This window comes from Kribbella sp. NPDC056345 (assembly GCF_042262745.1).
GTDB lineage: Bacteria > Actinomycetota > Actinomycetes > Propionibacteriales > Kribbellaceae > Kribbella.
In genome coordinates, this window is sequence record NZ_JBHJQQ010000029.1 from 1 (window position 1) to 18,794 (window position 18,794).

26 protein-coding genes and 1 pseudogene are annotated in these 18,794 nt (G+C 69.9%); 6 read left to right on the forward strand and 21 right to left on the reverse strand.

What is annotated here, in order from left to right; translation table 11 throughout:
- From ACFCV3_RS42120 to ACFCV3_RS42175, 12 genes are all read right to left on the reverse strand, one after another.
- Positions 1-354: hypothetical protein (locus ACFCV3_RS42120; protein WP_376041020.1), on the reverse strand; the 354-nt coding region annotated here is incomplete at its 3' end.
- 82 nt (positions 355-436) lie between these two features.
- On the reverse strand, positions 437-793 hold the full coding sequence (locus ACFCV3_RS42125) for a hypothetical protein (protein WP_375852347.1): 357 nt from the start codon (positions 791-793) through the stop codon (positions 437-439).
- 3 nt (positions 794-796) lie between these two features.
- Positions 797-1,054 (reverse strand): hypothetical protein, encoded by a 258-nt coding sequence (locus ACFCV3_RS42130; protein ID WP_375852346.1) that lies wholly within the window; start codon positions 1,052-1,054, stop codon positions 797-799.
- A gap of 33 nt (positions 1,055-1,087) precedes the next feature.
- The gene (locus tag ACFCV3_RS42135) at positions 1,088-1,516 is read right to left on the reverse strand and encodes a hypothetical protein (RefSeq protein WP_375852345.1); all 429 of its coding nucleotides are present in this window, start codon (positions 1,514-1,516) and stop codon (positions 1,088-1,090) included.
- Positions 1,517-1,591: 75 nt separating this feature from the next.
- Positions 1,592-2,179: a hypothetical protein gene (locus ACFCV3_RS42140; protein ID WP_365438121.1), complete on the reverse strand. Its 588-nt coding sequence runs from the start codon at positions 2,177-2,179 to the stop codon at positions 1,592-1,594.
- Positions 2,180-2,195: 16 nt separating this feature from the next.
- Positions 2,196-3,017, reverse strand: coding sequence for a hypothetical protein (locus ACFCV3_RS42145; protein WP_376041024.1), 822 nt, complete (start codon positions 3,015-3,017; stop codon positions 2,196-2,198).
- 2 nt (positions 3,018-3,019) lie between these two features.
- A complete protein-coding gene (locus ACFCV3_RS42150) occupies positions 3,020-3,598 on the reverse strand; it encodes a hypothetical protein (protein WP_376041026.1) in 579 nt (192 codons plus the stop codon).
- Positions 3,595-3,768: a hypothetical protein gene (locus tag ACFCV3_RS42155; protein ID WP_376041029.1), complete on the reverse strand. Its 174-nt coding sequence runs from the start codon at positions 3,766-3,768 to the stop codon at positions 3,595-3,597. Before ACFCV3_RS42155 ends, ACFCV3_RS42150 begins: the two co-directional genes overlap by 4 nt.
- On the reverse strand, positions 3,765-4,268 hold the full coding sequence (locus ACFCV3_RS42160; RefSeq protein WP_375852360.1) for a hypothetical protein: 504 nt from the start codon (positions 4,266-4,268) through the stop codon (positions 3,765-3,767). Before ACFCV3_RS42160 ends, ACFCV3_RS42155 begins: the two co-directional genes overlap by 4 nt.
- Before the next feature lie 76 nt (positions 4,269-4,344).
- A complete protein-coding gene (locus ACFCV3_RS42165) occupies positions 4,345-4,797 on the reverse strand; it encodes a hypothetical protein (RefSeq protein WP_375852361.1) in 453 nt (150 codons plus the stop codon).
- A gap of 144 nt (positions 4,798-4,941) precedes the next feature.
- Positions 4,942-5,199: a hypothetical protein gene (locus ACFCV3_RS42170; RefSeq protein WP_375852362.1), complete on the reverse strand. Its 258-nt coding sequence runs from the start codon at positions 5,197-5,199 to the stop codon at positions 4,942-4,944.
- The gene (locus ACFCV3_RS42175; protein WP_375852363.1) at positions 5,196-5,408 is read right to left on the reverse strand and encodes a helix-turn-helix domain-containing protein; all 213 of its coding nucleotides are present in this window, start codon (positions 5,406-5,408) and stop codon (positions 5,196-5,198) included. Before ACFCV3_RS42175 ends, ACFCV3_RS42170 begins: the two co-directional genes overlap by 4 nt.
- A 204-nt stretch (positions 5,409-5,612) precedes the next feature.
- Between ACFCV3_RS42175 and ACFCV3_RS42180 the strand changes: the two genes are divergently transcribed.
- The 4 genes from ACFCV3_RS42180 (at position 5,613) to ACFCV3_RS42195 (ending at position 8,833) form a co-directional block, all read left to right on the forward strand.
- Complete coding sequence (locus tag ACFCV3_RS42180; RefSeq protein ID WP_375852353.1) at positions 5,613-6,122, forward strand: helix-turn-helix domain-containing protein; 510 nt, start codon at positions 5,613-5,615, stop codon at positions 6,120-6,122.
- 110 nt (positions 6,123-6,232) lie between these two features.
- Entirely contained in the window at positions 6,233-6,616 is a 384-nt protein-coding gene (locus tag ACFCV3_RS42185; RefSeq protein WP_365435084.1) for a hypothetical protein, read from the forward strand.
- 19 nt (positions 6,617-6,635) lie between these two features.
- Positions 6,636-7,931: a hypothetical protein gene (locus ACFCV3_RS42190; protein WP_375852355.1), complete on the forward strand. Its 1,296-nt coding sequence runs from the start codon at positions 6,636-6,638 to the stop codon at positions 7,929-7,931.
- 662 nt (positions 7,932-8,593) lie between these two features.
- Positions 8,594-8,833, forward strand: coding sequence for a helix-turn-helix domain-containing protein (locus ACFCV3_RS42195; RefSeq protein WP_375852340.1), 240 nt, complete (start codon positions 8,594-8,596; stop codon positions 8,831-8,833).
- 110 nt (positions 8,834-8,943) lie between these two features.
- Here the strand turns inward: ACFCV3_RS42195 and ACFCV3_RS42200 are convergent.
- Positions 8,944-9,078: pseudogene (locus ACFCV3_RS42200) on the reverse strand (DUF397 domain-containing protein); the annotation flags it as partial.
- A 610-nt stretch (positions 9,079-9,688) separates the two neighbouring features.
- On the opposite strand from ACFCV3_RS42200, the gene ACFCV3_RS42205 reads away from it, so the two are divergent.
- Both ACFCV3_RS42205 and ACFCV3_RS42210 read left to right on the forward strand, forming a co-directional pair.
- Complete coding sequence (locus tag ACFCV3_RS42205) at positions 9,689-9,937, forward strand: GntR family transcriptional regulator (protein ID WP_375852342.1); 249 nt, start codon at positions 9,689-9,691, stop codon at positions 9,935-9,937.
- A 71-nt stretch (positions 9,938-10,008) separates the two neighbouring features.
- Complete coding sequence (locus ACFCV3_RS42210) at positions 10,009-11,433, forward strand: D-glucuronyl C5-epimerase family protein (protein WP_375852343.1); 1,425 nt, start codon at positions 10,009-10,011, stop codon at positions 11,431-11,433.
- Between the two features lie 55 nt (positions 11,434-11,488).
- Here the strand turns inward: ACFCV3_RS42210 and ACFCV3_RS42215 are convergent, their stop codons facing one another.
- The 8 genes from ACFCV3_RS42215 to ACFCV3_RS42250 form a co-directional block, all read right to left on the reverse strand.
- Positions 11,489-12,214 carry a hypothetical protein gene (locus ACFCV3_RS42215; RefSeq protein ID WP_376041037.1) on the reverse strand — a complete coding sequence of 242 codons (726 nt, stop codon included), beginning with the start codon at positions 12,212-12,214 and terminating at the stop codon, positions 11,489-11,491.
- Positions 12,211-12,543, reverse strand: a complete 333-nt coding sequence (locus ACFCV3_RS42220) for a hypothetical protein (protein ID WP_375852334.1) — start codon at positions 12,541-12,543, stop codon at positions 12,211-12,213. Before ACFCV3_RS42220 ends, ACFCV3_RS42215 begins: the two co-directional genes overlap by 4 nt.
- Before the next feature lie 83 nt (positions 12,544-12,626).
- Positions 12,627-12,812, reverse strand: a complete 186-nt coding sequence (locus tag ACFCV3_RS42225) for a hypothetical protein (RefSeq protein WP_375852335.1) — start codon at positions 12,810-12,812, stop codon at positions 12,627-12,629.
- Between the two features lie 15 nt (positions 12,813-12,827).
- Positions 12,828-13,757 (reverse strand): N-acetylmuramoyl-L-alanine amidase, encoded by a 930-nt coding sequence (locus tag ACFCV3_RS42230; protein WP_375852336.1) that lies wholly within the window; start codon positions 13,755-13,757, stop codon positions 12,828-12,830.
- Between the two features lie 64 nt (positions 13,758-13,821).
- On the reverse strand, positions 13,822-14,319 hold the full coding sequence (locus ACFCV3_RS42235; RefSeq protein ID WP_375852337.1) for a hypothetical protein: 498 nt from the start codon (positions 14,317-14,319) through the stop codon (positions 13,822-13,824).
- Entirely contained in the window at positions 14,316-14,807 is a 492-nt protein-coding gene (locus tag ACFCV3_RS42240) for a hypothetical protein (protein WP_375852338.1), read from the reverse strand. Before ACFCV3_RS42240 ends, ACFCV3_RS42235 begins: the two co-directional genes overlap by 4 nt.
- 13 nt (positions 14,808-14,820) lie before the next feature.
- A complete protein-coding gene (locus tag ACFCV3_RS42245) occupies positions 14,821-17,262 on the reverse strand; it encodes a hypothetical protein (protein WP_376041042.1) in 2,442 nt (813 codons plus the stop codon).
- Positions 17,262-18,794: hypothetical protein (locus ACFCV3_RS42250; RefSeq protein WP_376041045.1), on the reverse strand; the 1,533-nt coding region annotated here is incomplete at its 5' end. The genes ACFCV3_RS42245 and ACFCV3_RS42250, both read right to left, overlap by 1 nt.

The window sequence follows — 18,794 nt, forward strand, 5'->3', positions numbered from 1 at the left end:
TCGCCGACCAGCCCCGCGAACTCGGCACCGGCGAGCCCCGCGGACTCGGTAACCTGGAACCATGACAAGCCCGTACGAGGACGACGAGCCGGTGCAGGCGCCGACGGCGACGCCGACGTTGCGGAGCTGGGTGCCGAACTGGGCGCGGGCCTGGTGTTCGTCGAGGGTGTGGCTGCGGGTGAAGGCGACGGCGGGGTGCTTGCCGCGCTGGGTGCAGGTGGCGGGGTCGTGGCCCTGGCCGATGCCGATGCAATGGAGCAGGCCCGGGTGGTCCACGGGGAAGACGGCGAAGCCGTGGCGGATGAGCCACAGGGCGCCGTCGAGTGGCGTGTCGCGGACCGTGGTCGTGCTCAACGGGTGTGCTCCTCGGGTTGGTTGGGCGGGGCCCGCCCGCCGCGGGCGGGGAAGGACGGCGGGCGGGCTCGGGGGAAGGCGGTCAGCTCAGGTCGGGGACGCAGAGCCAGCCAGGCCCAGCGAGATCGGGGAGCGTGCCGTAACCGAGGGCGTCGACCGCGGCGGCGAGTTGGTGATTCCAGTCGGCGAGCTGCTCGGGCGTAACGGTCTCGGGCGTGACGTGCTTGTACGTGCCGAGCTCGACTTCGTCGCACTGGGTGGTGAGGAACAGCTCGTCGGCGTCGTAGTTGCCTGCGGACAGGTATCCGACCTCGGGGCACCGGTCCTTGAGCGACTTGAGTTCGGCCTCAATGCGGTCGTTCTCGGCCCACGGGTGGACGCCGTCCGGAAGCGGAACGTGGACGCCGTAGGCGAAGTAGGTGGAGTGGTACATGCCCATGGGTCACGCCTCCTTGCTGGCGGTGTCGTTGGCGATGGCGGTGAGGTGGGCGGTGCCGTCGGCCTGGTTGGCGGCGAGGTTCATGGCGTCGACGAGTTCGGGGTAGGCGGCGCGGAGGCGGGCGGTGTGCTGGAGGTCGGCGGCGTCGATGGTCTGCATGAGCAGCTCGGTGAAGCGGCCGGGCCGGAAGCCGCCGGGGCGGCCGTAGTGCCACAGGACGTGGCGGGCGGTCTCGCTGCCGATGGGCGGTGCGGTCTGCATGCGGTGTTCCTCACGGGCTGATAGGCAGGCGGATCAGAGGGCGTTGGCCATGACGCTGGCCAGGCGGGTCATGAAGGCAATGCGGGCCCGGTCGTCGATGTCGGGGCTGAAGGCGCAGTGCAGGCGGACGAGGGGCGTGTCGTCGCCGTCGACGGTGAGCGTGTGGTCCTCGGGCTCGAGGCCGTCGGCGCCGAGGTCGACGGCCCACTTCGAGACGTCGGCCGCGCCGTTGATCAGGGCGTGGATCTTCCGCTGGACGGTGTTGTACGCCTCGCCGCTGTCGGCCTCGAACGGGAGCAGCTCGCTCCACGTCTTGCCGCCGTCCTCGTGCTCAGTGGAGGCGACGATGTCGTCGTCCATCTGCTCGCCGACGCACATGAACTCGGGGTCCTCGGTGAGCGTGGCGTGCTGGGCTGCGGCTTCGACCCGCAGGTCGTCGTCGGTGTATGGCTGATCGGTCACGGCCGATCTCCTTCTGCTGGTTGGGCCGCCCGCCGTCGCGGCTGGTCAGCGGCGGCGGGCGGTGGCTGGGCGGGCTTAGAAGGGGGGCTCGTTGCCCTGCTGCGGGGCGGCGTAGCCGGGGCCGATCTCGCCGGTGACGGCGTTCACGCCAGCCGGGACCGCGGGCGGCGGGGCCTGGTACTGCGGGGCGGCGGCCGGGGCGGCGTACTGCGCGGGCGCGGCCTGGGCGGCCGGGGCGTTCAGCTCGGACTGGGCGGCGGGGATGTAGCGCGCCGTGTACTGCTTCGGTGCGGAGAAGCCGCGCTGCTTCTGCTCGCCGTCGTGGGTGTAGGTGACGGCGAGGGTGCCGCCGACCTCGAGGCCGCGGGCGCCGGCGGCGCGGACGGCGTCGGCGACGGCGTTCTTCATCTGGCCCTTGACGAAGATGCGGCGCTTGCCGTCGTCGTCCTCCAGGGCGTGGTCGCGCTGGTCGGTCTGGACGGTGACGACGAGCTGCATCATCGGGTCGCCGTTGTTCCAGAACTTCTTCTCGCCGGTCTGGATGTCCCGCTGCTGTTCGACCTTGGGCTGTTCGGTGATGCGGCCGCCGACGGTGGTGCCGGGGGTGGGGAACTTGGCGGTGGGTGCTCCGCCGCCGCCCATGAGGAAGCTGTTCGCGTCCATGCTGATGCTCCTTCGCTTATGCGATGAGGGATTCGAAGCCGTGCCGCGGCGCGGCCGACTGCTGGATGCCGGGGCAGCCGACGCTGGGGTCGGTGCTGCCGGGCTTGAACCACTCGCAGAACCGGCACTTCGCCAGTTCGTCGGTGGGGATCTGGGACCACCAGTCGGGGCCGTAGTCGCTGAGAGCGGCTTCCGAGCTGGCGATGCGCTGCTTGATGTGGTCGAGGCGGGCGAGCCCGTCGAGGGCGACCTGCCGGTTGTACGGCTCGGTCCAGACGTGGACGCGGAGTTCGTGGTAGCGGGCGACGAAGCAGATCGCGACCCGGTTCACGGTCTCGCCCGCGTTCTCCTGGCCGAGCCCGTACAGGTGGGCCTGGATGCGGTACTGAGGGCCGGGCCCTTTGCGCCGGTAGTCGTCCTGCGTGCTGTGGCCGACGAGCTTCCAGTCCCAGACGGTGCCGGTGGCGCGGTCGAACAGGTCGGTGCTGCCCGCGATGACGGCGGCCTCGATCGGGGAGGCGTGGACGGTGACCCGCTCTTCGATCTTGTAGCGGGGCCGGCCGTCCGGGAGCGCTGTCTGGCGCCGCTCGAAGGCTTCTTCCATCCAGGTGTGGAATCCGGTGCCGATGATGCTCGCGGCCGGGTCGCTCGCGGCGGCCGCGCGCGGCCAGTCGAGCAGCTTGTACGTCAGGCGCCGCTCGCACGGGTCGCCGACCTCGCTGGGCCCGAGCCGCTTCTGGAGCGACCGGGGGGCGTTGTGGGCGGTGTCGACGATGAGGCCGGCGATGCGCTCGGCGAGCATCTCGCCGACCTCGTCGCTGCCGCTGGTGCTGGCCATGGTTACGCCACCACCGCCGTCCGGGCGCCGCCGTACACCGGGGTGGCGTTGTGCTCGCGCCAGGGGAGGACTGACTTGAAGGGCTGGCGCCAGGCGATCGGGCCGTGACACTTGCGGTACGGGTCGTGGAACCACTCGCGACGGAAGGACAGGCGGCGGCAGCCCGGGCACTGAATCTGCGGGCCGAACTCGCGGCCCATCTCGCTCTCGAAGGCGTCTTGCCGTTCGAACTCGTCGAGCCTGCGTACCTCGTCGGAGCCGTTGGTCGGCGTCTCCTTGCTGAGGTCGGTCTCCCACGAGTCGTCGGCCGCGTTCAGCAGGGCGTTGTCCTCGCAGTCGGCGTCGACCCAGAGGACGTAGGTCAGCGTCCGCTCGATGACGACCGGGAACTTCCGCTCCCCGACTCCCCACACGCGGGCCTCGCGGGCGGCTTGGTCGAGCAGCGCCTCAACGGCCGGGTCGGGGTCGGCCGGCTCGGGCCGCGACCACTTCTTGTCGAAGTACTCGTGGTCGCCGGTGTGCCCGAGGTCCAGGCGGCACTCCTCGTAGGAGCCCTGCGGGTATGGCTCGTTGCACTTCATGAGGCTTCCTTGCTGGTCTGGTTGTTGAGGCCGAGGGCGTCGAGGAGGAGCCGGAGGTCGCCGCGGTCGCGGGCGGCCTTGAGGACCGCGCGGGATGCGGCGGCGCGCTCCTCGCGGGTGGTGTCTGCCTTGGCGGTGTGCAGGTGGTCGCTGCCGCGTTCGACGTTCACCGGGCGCCGCCCCCACGGGTGTTGAGGGCGTAGTGGCGGTTGTCGGGGTCGTCGACCAGCACGAGGTGTCCGGCTCGCTGCAGGGCGGTGAGGTCGTGGCGGGCGGTGCCGCGCTGCACTACGCCGGGGTCGGTCAGCGCGTAGAGGCTGAGGACGCGGTGGGTGTTCCAGGCGCCGCCGTGGGTGCGGATGGCGTCGAGGAGTCGGGCCTGCCGCTCGGTGAGCCCTTTCGCTTCCTCGCGGGCCACGTCGTCGTCGCTCGCGTGGTGGTGCAGCAAGCGCCGGACCTCGTCCATGTCCGCGTCGTCGACGCGAACCACGGTGCGGAGGGTGCGGACGAGCTGCCGGTACATGGCCAGCTCGCCGGGGTACGCCTCCGCGTCCATCTCGAACTCGGCCACGGCCGAGCGGATCAGGTCGTCTGCGGTCAGGTCGTGCAGCGCAACACCGGTGCCGTAGGCGTCGGACAGGGCGCGGCGGATGTCGTCGAGGGCGCTCATCGCTCGCACCCCCGAACCACGGCGATCGAGCCGAGGACGTACAGGGCGAGCGCGGCAAGGGTGACGGGGAGCGCGATCACTGGGCGGCCCTCGTCTCTTCGCGCAGGGCCTGCGTGGGGGCGATGCGGCGGGTGATGCCGTCGGCCTCGGCGGCGGCGTCCTCGCGCTGTCCGGCGAGGAGGGCGCGCAGGCGCCGCACCTGCGGCTCGACGTTCTCCTCGAGGGCCGTGGCCTTGTCGGTGAGCGCGTGGGCGATCGGGTCTTCGTCGACGGGCCGGTCCTTGGCGACGAGCAGCTCTTCCAGCTCGGCGACGCGGGCCCGCAGCTCCTGGCGGCCGCGCTGTGCCGACGCGAGCGCCAACCGCAGCCGCGCGTTGTCCTGCTCTTCCTCCCACCGAGCAAGGCAGGCGCCGGTGATGTCGTTCCGCAGCTGCTCGTGCTCGGCGGCCTGCTGGGGCGAGTTGAGGAGGCGGGCGGAGTCGAGGGCGAGGATGACGCCGGCGGCGGCGTTCACGCTGCGGGTGGCCATGCCGGACTCGCTTCGACGCGGCAGGGGGTGGTCTGGGATGATTGCGGTCACGGTGACCTCTGCTTTCTCTGCTGTGTAGGGGCGCCGGTCGTGGGGTCGCTCGGGCCGGGAAGCTGTGAGCGGCCCTTCGGCGCGTTCAGGGGTTCAGGCGGTCCGCGCGAACGGCTTGACCGCGTGCCGCTCGTTCTGGCGGCGCAGGTCCTCGGCGGTGAAGGTGATGCGGCCGCCGTCGCGGTGGTGGTGCACCTCGCGGCGGTAGCAGCGCTCCTTCAGGACGCGGACGCTCCGGTACGGCAGGAGCTGCCGGGCGACGACCTCTTCGGGCGTCCACCGGCGGAACTCGGCCTCGTCGGTGCTGGGGTCCGCGATGCGGCGGACGATCTTCGTGGCCTTCACGGTCACGGCTTCTTCTCCTCTTCGGCGATCAGGTCCTCGTCGACCCGGAGGGCGGTGGCGACCTTGCGGACCTGCTCAGTTCCGGTGTCCTGGATCTGCTCACGCTCAAGGCGGGAGAGGTAGCCCCTGTTCAAGCCGGTCTGCGCTTCAAGCTCAGGCAGGCTCATTTTCCGTGCACGTCGGATGTCCCGGATGAGTGGTCCTCTTGGCTTCACGCCTACATTCTGAGCACACCTTGGCTACGGACGCAAGCAGCCTGCCTACACTCTGGGCACAGATTCTGTGCTTCTGGCCTATGCCAGTGGCAGCCGATAGGGGCGGTATGCAACTCGTGAGACGTAAAAGGCTCAACAACGCGCAGGTCAAAGCGCCGAAACTTGGCTACGCGCATGCAACCTGATGGGGCATGATGGAGACTTATGGATGAGGCAACGAAGCGACTGGGAACTGAGCTGCAGGCTGCCCGCGAAGGCCGGCGCCCCCGGCTCACCCAGCCCCAGGTAGCGGAGCACCTGGGCGTCAGCCGGACCACGATCCAGAACATCGAGGCAGGCCGCTTCCAGCGGGTCAACGCGAACATCCGCGACTACGCGCGCCTGCTCGGCTGGCCCGAGGGCGCCGCCGAGCGCGTCATGGAAGGCGGCACGGTCCGCCCGCCCGACGAGCCGCCGGCCACCGCGGAGCCGTCCGCCCCGGCCGCGCTCGGCCTCTCGCCCGCAGTGGAGATGGAGCTGCAGGCCGGCGAGACGCTGGAGTCGAACGTCATCAACCTCGGCCCGGACGAGGACGACGGGCACATCATCGTCGTCCTGCAGAGCCGCAAGGGCGCGACGCGGGAAGAGATGGCACGGGTCGCGGCGCGCTACCGCAAGGCCCGCCGGTACCTCCAGAGCATTGCTTCTGAGACTGATGAGGTTGCAGAGCCCTAAGAAAACAGTGCTGCCCTAGTGTGCTACCGCGCAAAGTGTGGTTGCATGCACGTACCGTCACCGGGAGGGGGGGACCACTCGGCGGATCGGGGCATTACATGTTTGCGCGAGTGGTGCGACGCAGTGGGAACTACTTCACGCCGCACATAGGTGATCAGCCCTCCGGGCTCGTCGTCTGGGTCCACGAAGACGACGTCACGGAGGAAGGCCGGAAAGCGTTCGAGGACGCGCTCGCCGAGCAGATGCAGCGTTGGGAGCCGCGTTCCCCGGGAAGCCCCCGCGGGCGCCAGATTCCCTTCACTATGGATCGACGACAACGCATCGAGCACGACATTCCGCTGATCGTCGAGGACCGGCCCGACTTCATCCACTACACCGTCCGGGCTTCGCTCATCACCGAGCGAGCGGCCCGGGCGCTCACCCGCGCCCAGTCCAAGGAATCAGCGAACTGGCAGCGCAGGCCTGCGCGGCGGACCAGCCGCACGGCGATCTGAAGGGGGAGGGAGCGGGGCAATGGCCTTCGCAGAGAAGGTGTACAAGGTCCGGAACGGCAAGCAGACCAAGCAGTTCACGTGGCGCTCGAGGTACAAGAAACCGGACGGCACCTGGGGGTCCGAACCTGGTTTCGCCACCAAGAAGTTGGCCGAGGAGTGGGGCGACGAGCAGGAGCGCCTCATCAAGGCCGGCACATGGATTGACCCCGACAAGCGGGCCACGACGTTCGGCGAGTTCGCCGAGGCGTTCATGGCGGCCCGCCGTAAGCGGGGGCGCACGGTCGGGACCCGGTGGGACCGGCTGGACAACCACATCCTGCCCAGGTGGAAAGACGTGCCGCTGGGCGCCATTTCGTGGTTCGACGTCGACTCCTGGCAGCAGAGCATGACGGTGGAGGACGTTACCCGCGGGCACTGCGTGTCGCTGATGTCCACCATCATGACGGCGGCTGTGGACGCCGGGTACATCACAGTGAACCCGTTGTTCGGCCGACGCCGCACCCGCGACACGTCGGGTGAGGCGGCCTGGACGAAGCCACCGAAGGTCCGCCGGGATGGCGGGGCCCGCCCGGAGGATGCCGTGCTCGTCGCGGAGCGCCTCGGGCCGGCCATCGGCGTGCACGTGCTGGCGACGGCGTTCACGGGCCTGCGCTGGGGCGAGGGCCTCGGACTGCATCGGGACAACGTGCTGCTGATGCGGCGCCAGCCGTGGGGCGCGGGCGAGTTCGTGTGCCCGATCCTGCGGGTGGTCGAGGAGTATGCGGAGTACCAGGAGCGCGACGAGCGGGGCCGTAAGAAGGGGTACGTCCTGAAGCTGGAGCCGACGAAGAACGACGGCTCGACGCGCGACGTGGACGTGCCGCCGTTCCTGGCCGTGCTGCTGCGGAACCACCGTCAGGACTGGCCGCACGAGCGGCCGTTCAGCACGCCGAGCGGGACGCCCTGGCGCCGGGGGAACTGGTCACGGTCTTTCCGGCCGGCGTGCGACGGGCGTGAGGAGCGGTCGAAGCGGCAGGGCGTCGCGTACCGGGCGGCGTGGGAGCCGATCCTGCCGGGCTTGGACATGCGGGCGTTGCGGGCGCTGCACGACACGATGCAGTCGGAGATCGGTGTGAAGGAGCCGCTGGCGTTCGAGGCGGCCGGTCACCGGCGGCCCGGCATCAAGCGGCACTATCAGCGGCCGACTCCGGCGATGCGCGCGGAACGGCTGGACGGGCTGGAGTCCGTATTCTGGAAGGCGATGGCGAACGTGGGGCTGCGCACGCTGTGGGGCCGCGTGGACCTGATGAAGCATCCCACGGAGTTGATCTCCTAAATCTCTCCTAAATGATCTTGACCGGTACTCCCCCGGCAGGTGCCATCAGGGAAGACCAGCGGCTAGAGAATCCCTCTCCTAAAGCGGGTGTCGCAGGTTCGAATCCTGCCGGGGGCACACTGTTGATCAGGGCAAAGGCCCCGGTTTCCCCAGGTCAGATGGGGGCCGGGGCCTTCGTCGTGCGGTCGCACTCACTCTGACTACACACTCACTACGGGCTGACTACACACTCACTACGGGAGTTGGTCTCCTAAATATCCCCTAAATGATCATGGCGTTGCTGCAGGTCAGCAGACGAACCGGGCGCCCCTGCGCTCCCACTGGCGGGAGGGCAGGGGCGCCCGGAGTGCCGGACCGTACAGAGGGGGGGACCACTGTGTGAACGGTCCGGCACGGCTGGTTTGCCCGGTCAACACCATGTCTAACAAACGGATGCCGACCTGGTCATTCACCCGTTCGTGTGAACACCCGTTCGAATATGCACACTACACACAGCCCTGCGGCATATGCCAGAACCGCAAGGCTACGGGTCGAACTTGATGGAATGTCACGCCATGCGGACCGGATGCCCCGTGTCCCACGGTGCATGCCGGTCAATCAAGATCGGAAAAGGCGGAACGTATTCCGCAGACACATGATCACGCGGCATCGACGTTTGTCGAGTGCTTGCCCTGCCCGACGACGATGACGACAGCTGGCTCTCCGAGGTCCATCAGGCCATCGGGGACCGGGTGCGCGCCGAGCGGCTCCGGCAGAACCTGACCCAAGACGCTGTGTGGCAGGCCGCGCGCATCGATCGGCGGACGCTGCAGCACGTGGAGGCCGGCCGGGACGTGAAGCTGTCCACGCTGGCGCGCGTCGCCCGGGTCCTGGGCGTGCCGCTCGCCGACCTTGTGCGATGAAGCGGCCCCGGCCGGTGTGGACACCAGCCGGGGCCGCAGCGCGCAAGGGTCAGGCGCCGAGCGTGCCCACCTTCACCGCGCCGAGGAACGTGGTCCAGGCGCGTGGGCGCCACGGCTGCGGCGCCGCGGGGACGGTCCTTGGTGTCCCGGAAGTACGCGCCGGACGACGTCTTGGCGACCTCGATGCAGGCGCCGTTGCCGGTGCTGTAGCTCGACACGTGCCAGGGCAGAGTGGTGCTGTCCATGTGTTGCCTTTCTGGTGGTTGTTACGTGATGGGGCCCCGTCCCCGACGGGGGGCGGGGGCGGGGCCCCTGCCCGTGCCCGGCCTGCGTTCTTGCCGGGTCCGGGAGTTCAGTGGCGGCACCGCGGGCACCGGCACGGCGGCCACGCCGAAGTCAGCGCGAACGGGTCAAGCGGCTCATCAGCCGTCACGCACACCTCGTCACGCCGCTCGATGATCTCGCCGTCGTGGATACGGGTCACCCGCATCGTCATCAGCCGCATGGGCGCCTTGCCGGCCTGCCCGGCGCTCACTGCTCGCCCCGGTGCGCGGTGGCACGATGCCGGCGGAGCCACACCCGGCAGTCGATCGCCCGCGAGAGGTCGCCCGCCCGCTCCGCGCTGGCCTCCTCGACTTTGAGTCGTCGGCATTCGGAACACCCGGGCACTGCCGGCGTCGGCGCTTGTGTTCTACGATCCATGCGTCACTGCTCCCTATGTAGCGGTGGCCACACCCCCCGGGCCCTGCCAGGCCGCGGGGGTTTCTTGTGACCCAGACCATACCGCGCCTTACCGAGGGTTGCCGAGGGGTCCTGCGGTCGCGCGGCATGGTGCGGGAACCTACGGTCGCCGGTATGAGCGCTGATCTCGACCGGACGCGGGCGGTATGGAGGCAGGCCGCGCAGATCGTCATCGGCCGGATCAAGGACGGCACCTATCCGCCCGGGACCCGAGTGCCCTCGACGCTGGAGCTGGCAACCGAGCTGGGGGTCGCGGCGTCGACGAGCCAGAAGGCGCTCGCCTATCTGCGTCGTGAGGGCTGGTTGCGCGGCGAGACCGGGATTGGAACCTTCGTCGCCGACCGGCCGCCCCTCGACGGCTGAGCGCGCCCAGGTGCCGGCGGACGCCACGTCAGGCCCTCGCTATCCGTGCCGCTGCCGGGGACACTTGTAATATGCAACTTACCTTTCAGCAGGCTGGCTACCGTCTCGTCACTGATCTGCCGGAGGAGATGCGGCCGTGGCGTGACCGGCCGACCAAGTGGGAGAACGTCTCCCCCGCAACCGGCACCTATCATCTCGACTCTGGCGGCGTGTACCTGTACTACCCGGACGTCGGCAGCGCCGGACTCGACCACCCCGTGGGTCAGGCGCAGTTCGGGCTGGGCTGTATCTCCAGCTACCGCGCGGAGACGGACCCGGCTCGCCGGGCGGTGTTCCTGACGCGGGCGAAGACGCAGGCGGACCGGCTCATCGCCAAACGGCTTGAGGCCCGGGGCAGCTGGTGGTTCCCGTACCCCTTCCCGTTCACGCACGCCGTGCACACCGGTGTCTCGTACAAGGCGCCGTGGTATTCGGGGATGGCGCAGGGCGAGGCCATCTCCCTGTTCGCGCAGCTGTCCCAGCTGGACGGCGTCTGTGGCGAGGACCGGGCCAGGTATCTCGCGGCGGCCGACGCGGCGTTCGCGTCGCTTCAGGTCGCGGACGACGGCTACCCGTGGGCGGTCAACGTCGACGGCGCTGGCTATGTGTGGCTTCAGGAGTACCCGGGCAGCGAGCCGGGCACCGGCGACTACACATACAACGGGATGGTCTTCGCGATGTTCGGGTTGTGGGACTACTACGTCGCCACGGGCAGCCAGGATGCGGCAGCCCTGTACGACGGGTGCGCGACCACCATCGCCAGGTACTTCCCTCAGCTGCGGAACACCAAGTGGGCCTCGCACTACTGCCAGACGCACCGGATACCCGCGCCCTCCTACCACCAGCACCACATCAACCTGCTGCGGCAACTGCATTGGCAGACTGGCAGCCCGGACTTCGCCGACCACACGGATCGGCTCGTCGACGACTACCCGGCCAGCGTGACGGGCACGGTCCAGTTCGCGGCCGGCACGCACACCCTGTACCGGTACGACACGGCTGCGGACGGCTCCTGGGTGGAGTCCAGGGCGGACAAGGTCTTGGAGACCAAGTCGGTGACGTTCAGCCGGGCGACGCAGGCCCCGGCGTCGATGCGGCGCCGGATCCAGAACCGGGGCATCTACTACCGGATCAGCGCGGGCCCGTATGAGGGCTGGTGGGTGGGCGAGGCATGGCCCAACTCGCACCTGCTCGGGCAGTACCTGACGACCCTGTACCGGCCCACCCGCACGGTGACGTTCCCCGGCGGCAGCGTGCCGGTGGACACGTACAAGGTGGCGACGGACGGCACGGCGACCATCAGGACGGTGTCCTTCGTGAACCCGTCGAACGCGCCGACGGACCGGCGGGCGATCGTCAACGGGCGGCCGTGCTTCCAGATCACGGCGGGCGGACTGACCGGGTACTGGGTGCCGGCGGTATCGGTGACGGTCAACTCCTCGGGGCCGACCGGCTAAGGGCTGCGGTAACGACGAAGCGGCCCCGCCCTCCCGAAGGAGGACGGGGCCGTGGTCATGGGTACTGGCGGCGGTGCGGGTCGAGGCCTAACGCCTCCGGGGTGTTGCCGTTGCCGTTGTTGCCGGGCTGGTTCGGCGGCGGGGCGCCGTCCCGCCTGCAGACGAGCGCGTCGGCATCCCATGACGGCGCCTGCAGGCTGTACCCGTCGGGGCATGCCTGCCCGGCCCTGCCGTCCTTGCCGTCGTGGCCGTCCCTGCCGTCCTTGCCGGGCGGTCCTGCGGGTCCTGCGGGTCCTGCGGGTCCTGCGGGCCCTACCGACCCTGCCGACCCCGCCGGGCCTGCTGGACCGGTCACCGTAGCGCCGGGCTCGCCTTGCCCGCCGGACGGTCCTGCAGGGCCGGGCGAGCCGGGCGGGCCCGTCGCACCCGGCCGTCCTGGCTCGCCCTGCGGACCGCGAGGCCCGGCCGGGCCCGGGATTGGCACAGGCACCTGAGCACGCGCGGGCAGATCATCGACCGCCCGCGACGGGTCCGGCGCCGCCGGCGTCCCTCCCCCCGCTTTGATCTGCGAGCGCAGCACCCGCACATCCGTCGCCAGTGTGGCCACGGCGTCCCCGCGCAGGTCCGCCTCGGCGGCGAGGTCATCCGCCCGGCGGTCTCCCGCGTCGATGCGTAGCCACACGAGGACGACCGCACCTGACAGCACGAGTAGCACGGCTGCGACCGCGAGGAATCGCCATTGCTGTACGTGGAGCGGCCTCGCGTGGCGACGTGTGTTCACGTGGGGTGTCCTCCCAGCTCGACGATCTGTGCGCGCAGCCGCGTGTTCTCACTGCTGAGTTCGGTGATCTGCCGCTGTAGTGCCGCCTTGTCGGCGCGTTCGCTGGCGAGTTCGGCGTAGGCGGCGGCGAGCTGCCGTTCGTTTTCGACGAGCCGGTCGCGCAACTTGTCGCGTTCCTCTTGCAGGTTGTCGACGAGTGTCGAGTAGCCGCCGAGCACGGCGCCGGACTGCGAGGCCCTATTCGCGCCCCGCTGCCCGATCAGTGCGCCGACCGCAGATGCGAGCCCGACGGCGATGGCTCCGACGGCGCCGAGCTGCGCAGCGTCCACGCAGGACCTCCGATGGTGCAGTGGGGGGTGAGCAGGGCGCCGCGGCAGTCGTCGGGTGAGCCGCCGGACCGCCACGGCACCCATCAGGCGCCCGTCGAAGGCTGCTTGTTGGGCACGGCGTAGGTGACGCCCCAGGCGCCCAGGACCGCGAGCGCGATGGTGATGCCCTCGGTGGCCGTGACCTGACCGTCCTGCACGGCGGTGACTGCAGCCGTGGCGCCCGCGGCGAGGCCGGCCACGATGGACTTGGCGATGCTGGAGATCTTCATGGTGTCCTTCTGGGATCAGGCGGTGACGGTGAAACCGTGCTTCGCGGCGAGGCGGCTAAGGGAGTCCTTGCCGGGGATGCCGTCGGCGCTCTGGCCAGGCTTGCGGCCGCGGAACCCGCACCGCTCCTGCCAGCCGCTCATCGCGTCCTTGGTGGCCGTGCCGTAGTGGCCGTCCAGGTACGTCTTGGCGAGCAGGCCCTCGTCGACGAGCGCGGCCTCCACGGCGCGCACCCCGGCGTAGGTGACCGGCGTCCCCTTGGCCTGCGGGTCGGTCTTCGCCGCCTTGACCAGCTTGGACAGCGACACCGTGGGCTTGGCCGGGGCGGGCAGGCTGGTGGTGGGCGGCTTGCTGTCGAGCCGCTTCGCGACGCGGTCGAGGATCTGCTCCCAGTCCATGCCGGGCCCGCGCGGGTCGACCTTGCCGGGCTGCCAGTCCAGGTGCCGCAGCGCCGACCGGGCGCCCCACCCGTGCTGCCGGCAGATCGCGGCTATCACGCGGACGATGGCCTCGATCTGCTCGGTCGGCCACGGGTCCTTGCCGTCGCCGAGGTTCTCGCACTCGAAGCCGTAGAAGGCCCGGTTGCCGTCGGCGGTGGCCTCGTTGTCGACGGGCGGCCGCCGCTCTGCGATGACCGCGGACAAGACGTCCGGGTCACCGAGGCCGGCGTGGTTGGCGCGGCCCCAGCCGACCGTGTGCACGCGCCCGTCCTTGGCGATCATGCCGTGGCAGAGCGGGCCGGGCAGTCCGGCGTACCCGTCGCGCACGATCTTCACCGTGTTCGCCGTGCCCTTGGTGACGGTGTGGTGGATCATCACGCCGTGCACCGGACCCCACGGGCCCTTCGCGTTGCGGTTGTGGTTCTTCCAGTCGCCGACCTCGACGACGGTCACGCCCTCAGCCTTCAGGGCGGCGAGGAACTGGGCAGCGGTGAGTGGAGTTGCCACGGGATGCCTCCAGGCATGAGAAAGGCCCCGGCCATCGGCGCGGGGCGGGCGGGGTAGGGCTGGGTCAGTTGGCGGTCTGGTATTCGATCTGCGCGCGCAGGATGTGGCCGGCGGCGAGGGTGGACGGGGCGGCGCCGGTCATGGATGCGGCTCGCGAGTCCGTGGCCGATGTGGGGAAAGTGCAGGAGAAGACGGTGCTGCCAGCGCTCATCACGGCCTGCCCGGCCCATGTTGAGGCGCCAGCCGCGAGCCGGGCCGTGCCGAGGTAGTCGACGACGGCGGACGTTGCTGCGAACGGGACGCTGAAGGCGTAGGCGCCGCTGCCGTAGGTGGTGGTCGACCCCATCTCCAGGCGGATGTCGGCAAGGCACTTCCGGCCGACCTTGAGATACCGGCCGGTCAGCACCCCGTTCCCGAGGGCCGGGTTGGTCGTCGCTGTCCACGTCGGCGTGTACGTGGTCCACGCGTCGAACATGCTGTTGAACTGGTCGCGGATCTCCTGGTTCAACAAGGCCGCCGTGACGGTCTCGCCGACGATCCACGTCTTCGGTGCGAACGTCACGCCCCCACCTCCGGGGCCTCCGGCTCGGGCGTGGGCTCGGGCTCGGGCGTGGGTTCCGGTTCCGGCTCGGGCTGCACCGGGTTGCGCGGGTCGTCCGGGTGCCACCAGAACCGGCGAGTCAGGCTCAGCGCCTCGGCCTCGGCGGCCTCGATGTCATCGGGGACGATGAGCGGCACCCAGTCCCGCCGGCATTCCGCGCACCCGAAACGCGGGTCGGCCACGGAGACGGCCCACGCTGTCCGGCAGGCATCGCACTCGGTGATCCACCGGCCGTCATCGATCCAGGCGTACAGCCCCGGATGGTCCGGCACCGACTCGGTCGGGACGGGGACGCGGCGGCCCAGCCGGTACTCGACCCACGCGTAGACCAGCTCGGCCCCGGGGATCTGCGACCAGTCTTCCGCGGGCTGGCCCCGGCGCGGGGGCGGCGGCAGGTAGAACGTTTCGGCGGTCACGATGGACGCGGCGGGCAGGGCGGACACGGCCATGGGCGTGCTCCGATCAGTAGGCGAGGCGGGTGGTGGAGTCGAGCCTGGAGTACACGGGATCGCCGAGGACCCACACGGAGTCGTTGAAGGAGGCGCTGGTGTGGAACTGGATCACGTGGCTGCGCTCTTTGATCGTCTCGGTGTAGCCCTCGACCGTGACCCGCATCGAGGACGCGGGCGCCTGCGAGGGCAGGCCGTAGACGGTGAAGTAGCTGGAGATGTCGGCGTCGAGGATGTCCAGATAGTTGGGCATCGTGTACGCCTCGATCACCACCTCGCGCAACTCCGGCCCCGGGTTTGCGTACCGGGACACGACCCAGTAGGCGGCGTCCAAGACGCTGTTGTCGCTGGTCTTGAGGATGTCGAGGGGCTGCGGCTCGTACAGTCCGAACGCCGTGATGCTCGAGGGCGCGGTGACCCGCTGGGTGGCGCCGCCGGGCCGGGAAGCCTGCAGCGAGTTGACCATCTTCTGGTCGTCGTCGGAGATGCTCGTTCCCGGCTCGAGGTCGGCGTAGGTGACCGTGAACACCTCGCCGGACGGGTCCGGGTTGTAGCGCAGGTCGCGGCTTTGGAATGCGAGCCCGAAGTAGTCCCGCTCGGCGTACAGCTTCGCGGACTCGGTGTACTCCACCTCACGCATGCGGGCGACGACCTGCGTGCCGCCCGCCGCCTGGGACGCGATCGGGTCGAACGTGCCACCGAGAATCGTCACGCTGTCCACGCCCGCATACCGAGCCAGCCGCTGGATCCGCTCGGCCGCACTCTCGCCCGCGTACCCGGTCGCCCCGGCCCTGTAGTGGCTGGCGAGCCGGGACTCGGCGGCCTGGGCCACCCCGTACAGGGCAACGTAGGCGATCGACCCGGACCACAGGCGGGTGCCACGGTAGCCGCCGATATGCAAGATGCGCTGGTCGGTGCCATAGGGCACGGATACGCCGGCCATCGCCAGCGCGCCGTCGAGGAACACAAGCTTCGAATATTGGCCAAAGGCCACGTGGTGCCAGTTTCCGTCCGCCAGGCCAGGCGTAAAGGGGATCGGTGCCGTCGCCAGCGTGCCGCCGGTGTCGGTCCATTCGATCTGCAGCTGGCCGCTGCCGGACAGGGACAGCACGTGCACGTACTGCAGGTCCGGGGACGCCAGAGCCATGATGGCCCGGCCGGCGGTGGTGGTCTGGAACCAGCACTCGAGCACTGGCCGGCCGCCATTGAGCTGCGTTTGGACGTCGTCGCCCATGTTGGCCGACAACCATTTCCCGGCCGTCGCCGAGGACGGAGTGAACAGCGGGACCTGGTCCTCGGTGGCGGGCGGCCCCGGCGCGGCAGCCATGGCGAGGGTGCCGCCCGTACCGACCTGCTGAATGGTCAGGGATCCCGCGCCGATGCCGGACAGGTCGCCCGCGCTGGTGGAGTCGGACGGCTCGGTCAGCGGGTAGAACGCGAGCGGCCCGGACGCGAGGACCTCCTCGGCCGCCATGCTCCGGAGCACGGGGAGCCGGTTGAGCCGCTTGAACAGGTCGGTGCACGTGACCGTGACCGTGCTGGAGAGGCCCTCCCAGTCGACGGGGAACTCGTTGGCCGTGCCGCAGAAGCGGGGCTTGATGATGGCGCCGACCAGGTCCCACTCGATGAAGTCGTTGGTGCCGCCGGTGCGGGTGGCGGGGAACTCGACCGCGTGCGTCTGGCTGGACACCCACGCGGGCGCAGCGAGGGTGCGGCGCACGGTCCAGCTGAAACCGTCGCGGGACGTCTCCCAGTAGACGGTGCCGCCGGACTCCCGGACCCGCAGCCACGCGTGGTCGATCGGCGAGTAGGTGAGGTTCACGGCGGACCCGTCGAAGTACGCCGCCTGGTTCGACGCGGCGAGGAGGCCGGTGAGCGCGTCGTACCGCCAGCCGATCCGCGTGCCCGCCGTAGTGGAGTTGACCCACATCGACGCGGCCACGTTCGACGAACCGCCCGCCTTCGGGACGGTGACCAGCTTGGCAGTGAGGCGGCTGCCCTTCAGCGTCCACTGCCGCACCGACTGCAGGCCCGCATCCCCGGCAGTGCTCACCGGGATGCGGACCACGCCGCCCCGCTCGACGACCCCGCCGTAGGAGTTGGGCCACAGCACCGAGTCGACGCGGCCATCGTCGAAGTCGTCGCCCAGCTGCCCGACCGGGTAGGGCGCCGCCCCGGACCGCGTCGGCATGTGCGCGACCGCGATCCGGATCGGCGCGTTGCGCCGCACGAACGGGTAGTACGGCGACGAGGAGTTGCCCGGGGTGAACCGGCCGTCGTCGTTGTCCAGGGCCAAGGTCGCCGTGCCAGGCTGCGTCTCGGACAACTCGTCGGCGGCGCCTCGGGTGATGGTGATTGCCCGCGCTGTGCTGACGTACTGACTGATGTCCGTCCAGGTGATGGTGTCGGGGTACTGCACCAGGCCGCCCCAGCCCATTTCCACCAGCCACGCCACTACGCCACCCCCAGCTTCACGTTCAGGCCCTGCGTTCTTTTGAGCATGAGCAGTACGCGCTGCAGTTCCTTGCCGACAGCGACCGGGTCCATTGCCCCGTTGATGTCGACCTGTACCTGCATGACCCCGCCGCCCCCGCCGGCCACGACAGCGGGCCGCCCCAGCACAGGCTGAGCCGAGGCGACGCGGCCGGTGACGACGCCGAGGGCGCGGTCGACTTCCGGCAGCGCGCCGACCAGACCGCGGGCCAGGCCCTGCGTGGAGAAGCGCCCCAGCTTGGCCATCACCGTGGACGGGCTCTTGATCCCCAACGCTTTCTTGATGCTCTTCTGCATCCCCTGGGCGATCTTCAGCATGAGCTTCTCGATGTCTTTCTGCTGAGAAGCCAGGCCCGTGAGGAACCCCTTGCTGGCGTTCTTGCCGGAGTCGTACAGGATGTCCGCGCCCCGCTTGCCCAGCTTGTCCGTGGACTTGTCGAGCTGGCTCTGCAGGCTGTTGATCTGCTTGAACGTGTTCTTGTCCGCGCCGACCAGAGCGGACGCGTAGGCGTAGCCGTCCTCCGGGCCCATGTTGAGGATCTGCCGCAACAGCCCCTTGTTCAGGCCCTTCTTGGCGAGGATGTCGATGTACTTGCTGAACTGCTTGATCTTCGCGAGCTTGGCCGCCAGGCCGGCCTTGATGCCGCCCGCGGTGACCTCCTCGGGCTGCATGCCCAAGTTGCCGAGGCTGGCCTGGTCCCGTGCGTTCCTCGTGACGTCCTTGGCGTACTGCTTCGCCTCGGCGATCTTCGCGGCGAGCTTGTCCCGCTTGGCCGCCAGGGCCATCAGTCGACTCGTCTGGAAGTTAACGGCGGCGACCAGGCTGGACTCCTTCTTGCCGGAGAACGCCGTCTTGATGTCCTTGACCAGGTCAGCCGACACCGACTTGATCTTCGCCCGGGTGCTGGTCAGCCCCTGAATGAAGCCGCGCCCAACGTCCTTGGCGAGCGCCCGCGTCTTCTTCGACGGTGACGCGATCTCCAACTCCGTCCGGATGCCGGCCGTGACCGCGGCCGCCATCGTCTGCGCAGCGGAGAACACCCCTCCCGTCGAGCCGCCCATCCCGGTGGTCAGGCCTCGGGCAGCGTCCCGCCCGGCACTGGCCGTGCCCGCCTTCAGAGCGCGCGTGGTGGTGGCGTCGATGACACGTCCCGCCTGACCGAACACGACCAGCTCGGGCCCGTTCTCACCGACCAAGGACACCTCGCCCGCTTCGACCGGGCCGCCTGCGGCGTTCTTGCTGACACCGCCCTGCCCGGTGTAGGGCCGGGTGTCGGTGCTGTACTGGGCGATCGTCTGCCGAACGGTCGTGATGGTGACGGTCTTGTTCCGCAGTCCCGCGAGGGCCTGCTGGATCGCGCGGGCGGCGGCGCTGGCCCGGTCCCGCGCCTCCAGCGTGATCGTCTTGTCCTTGAGCGCGTCGCGGGCGGTCACACTGGCCAGGCGGGCCCAGTCGCGCGCGGTGCCGACCTTGGCCAGCTGGTCGAGCAGCAT

What these genes read in the sequence shown, in the direction of transcription:
- ACFCV3_RS42125 (WP_375852347.1), bottom strand. Translation starts at nt 793, where the DNA reads ATGGGCATGTACCACTCCACCTACTTCGCCTACGGCGTCCACGTTCCG.
- ACFCV3_RS42130 (WP_375852346.1), bottom strand. Translation starts at nt 1,054, where the DNA reads ATGCAGACCGCACCGCCCATCGGCAGCGAGACCGCCCGCCACGTCCTG.
- ACFCV3_RS42140 (WP_365438121.1), bottom strand. Translation starts at nt 2,179, where the DNA reads ATGGACGCGAACAGCTTCCTCATGGGCGGCGGCGGAGCACCCACCGCC.
- ACFCV3_RS42145 (WP_376041024.1), bottom strand. Translation starts at nt 3,017, where the DNA reads ATGGCCAGCACCAGCGGCAGCGACGAGGTCGGCGAGATGCTCGCCGAG.
- ACFCV3_RS42150 (WP_376041026.1), bottom strand. Translation starts at nt 3,598, where the DNA reads ATGAAGTGCAACGAGCCATACCCGCAGGGCTCCTACGAGGAGTGCCGC.
- ACFCV3_RS42160 (WP_375852360.1), bottom strand. Translation starts at nt 4,268, where the DNA reads ATGAGCGCCCTCGACGACATCCGCCGCGCCCTGTCCGACGCCTACGGC.
- ACFCV3_RS42165 (WP_375852361.1), bottom strand. Translation starts at nt 4,797, where the DNA reads ATGGCCACCCGCAGCGTGAACGCCGCCGCCGGCGTCATCCTCGCCCTC.
- ACFCV3_RS42180 (WP_375852353.1), top strand. Translation starts at nt 5,613, where the DNA reads ATGGATGAGGCAACGAAGCGACTGGGAACTGAGCTGCAGGCTGCCCGC.
- ACFCV3_RS42190 (WP_375852355.1), top strand. Translation starts at nt 6,636, where the DNA reads ATGGCCTTCGCAGAGAAGGTGTACAAGGTCCGGAACGGCAAGCAGACC.
- ACFCV3_RS42205 (WP_375852342.1), top strand. Translation starts at nt 9,689, where the DNA reads ATGAGCGCTGATCTCGACCGGACGCGGGCGGTATGGAGGCAGGCCGCG.
- ACFCV3_RS42210 (WP_375852343.1), top strand. Translation starts at nt 10,009, where the DNA reads ATGCAACTTACCTTTCAGCAGGCTGGCTACCGTCTCGTCACTGATCTG.
- ACFCV3_RS42225 (WP_375852335.1), bottom strand. Translation starts at nt 12,812, where the DNA reads ATGAAGATCTCCAGCATCGCCAAGTCCATCGTGGCCGGCCTCGCCGCG.
- ACFCV3_RS42240 (WP_375852338.1), bottom strand. Translation starts at nt 14,807, where the DNA reads ATGGCCGTGTCCGCCCTGCCCGCCGCGTCCATCGTGACCGCCGAAACG.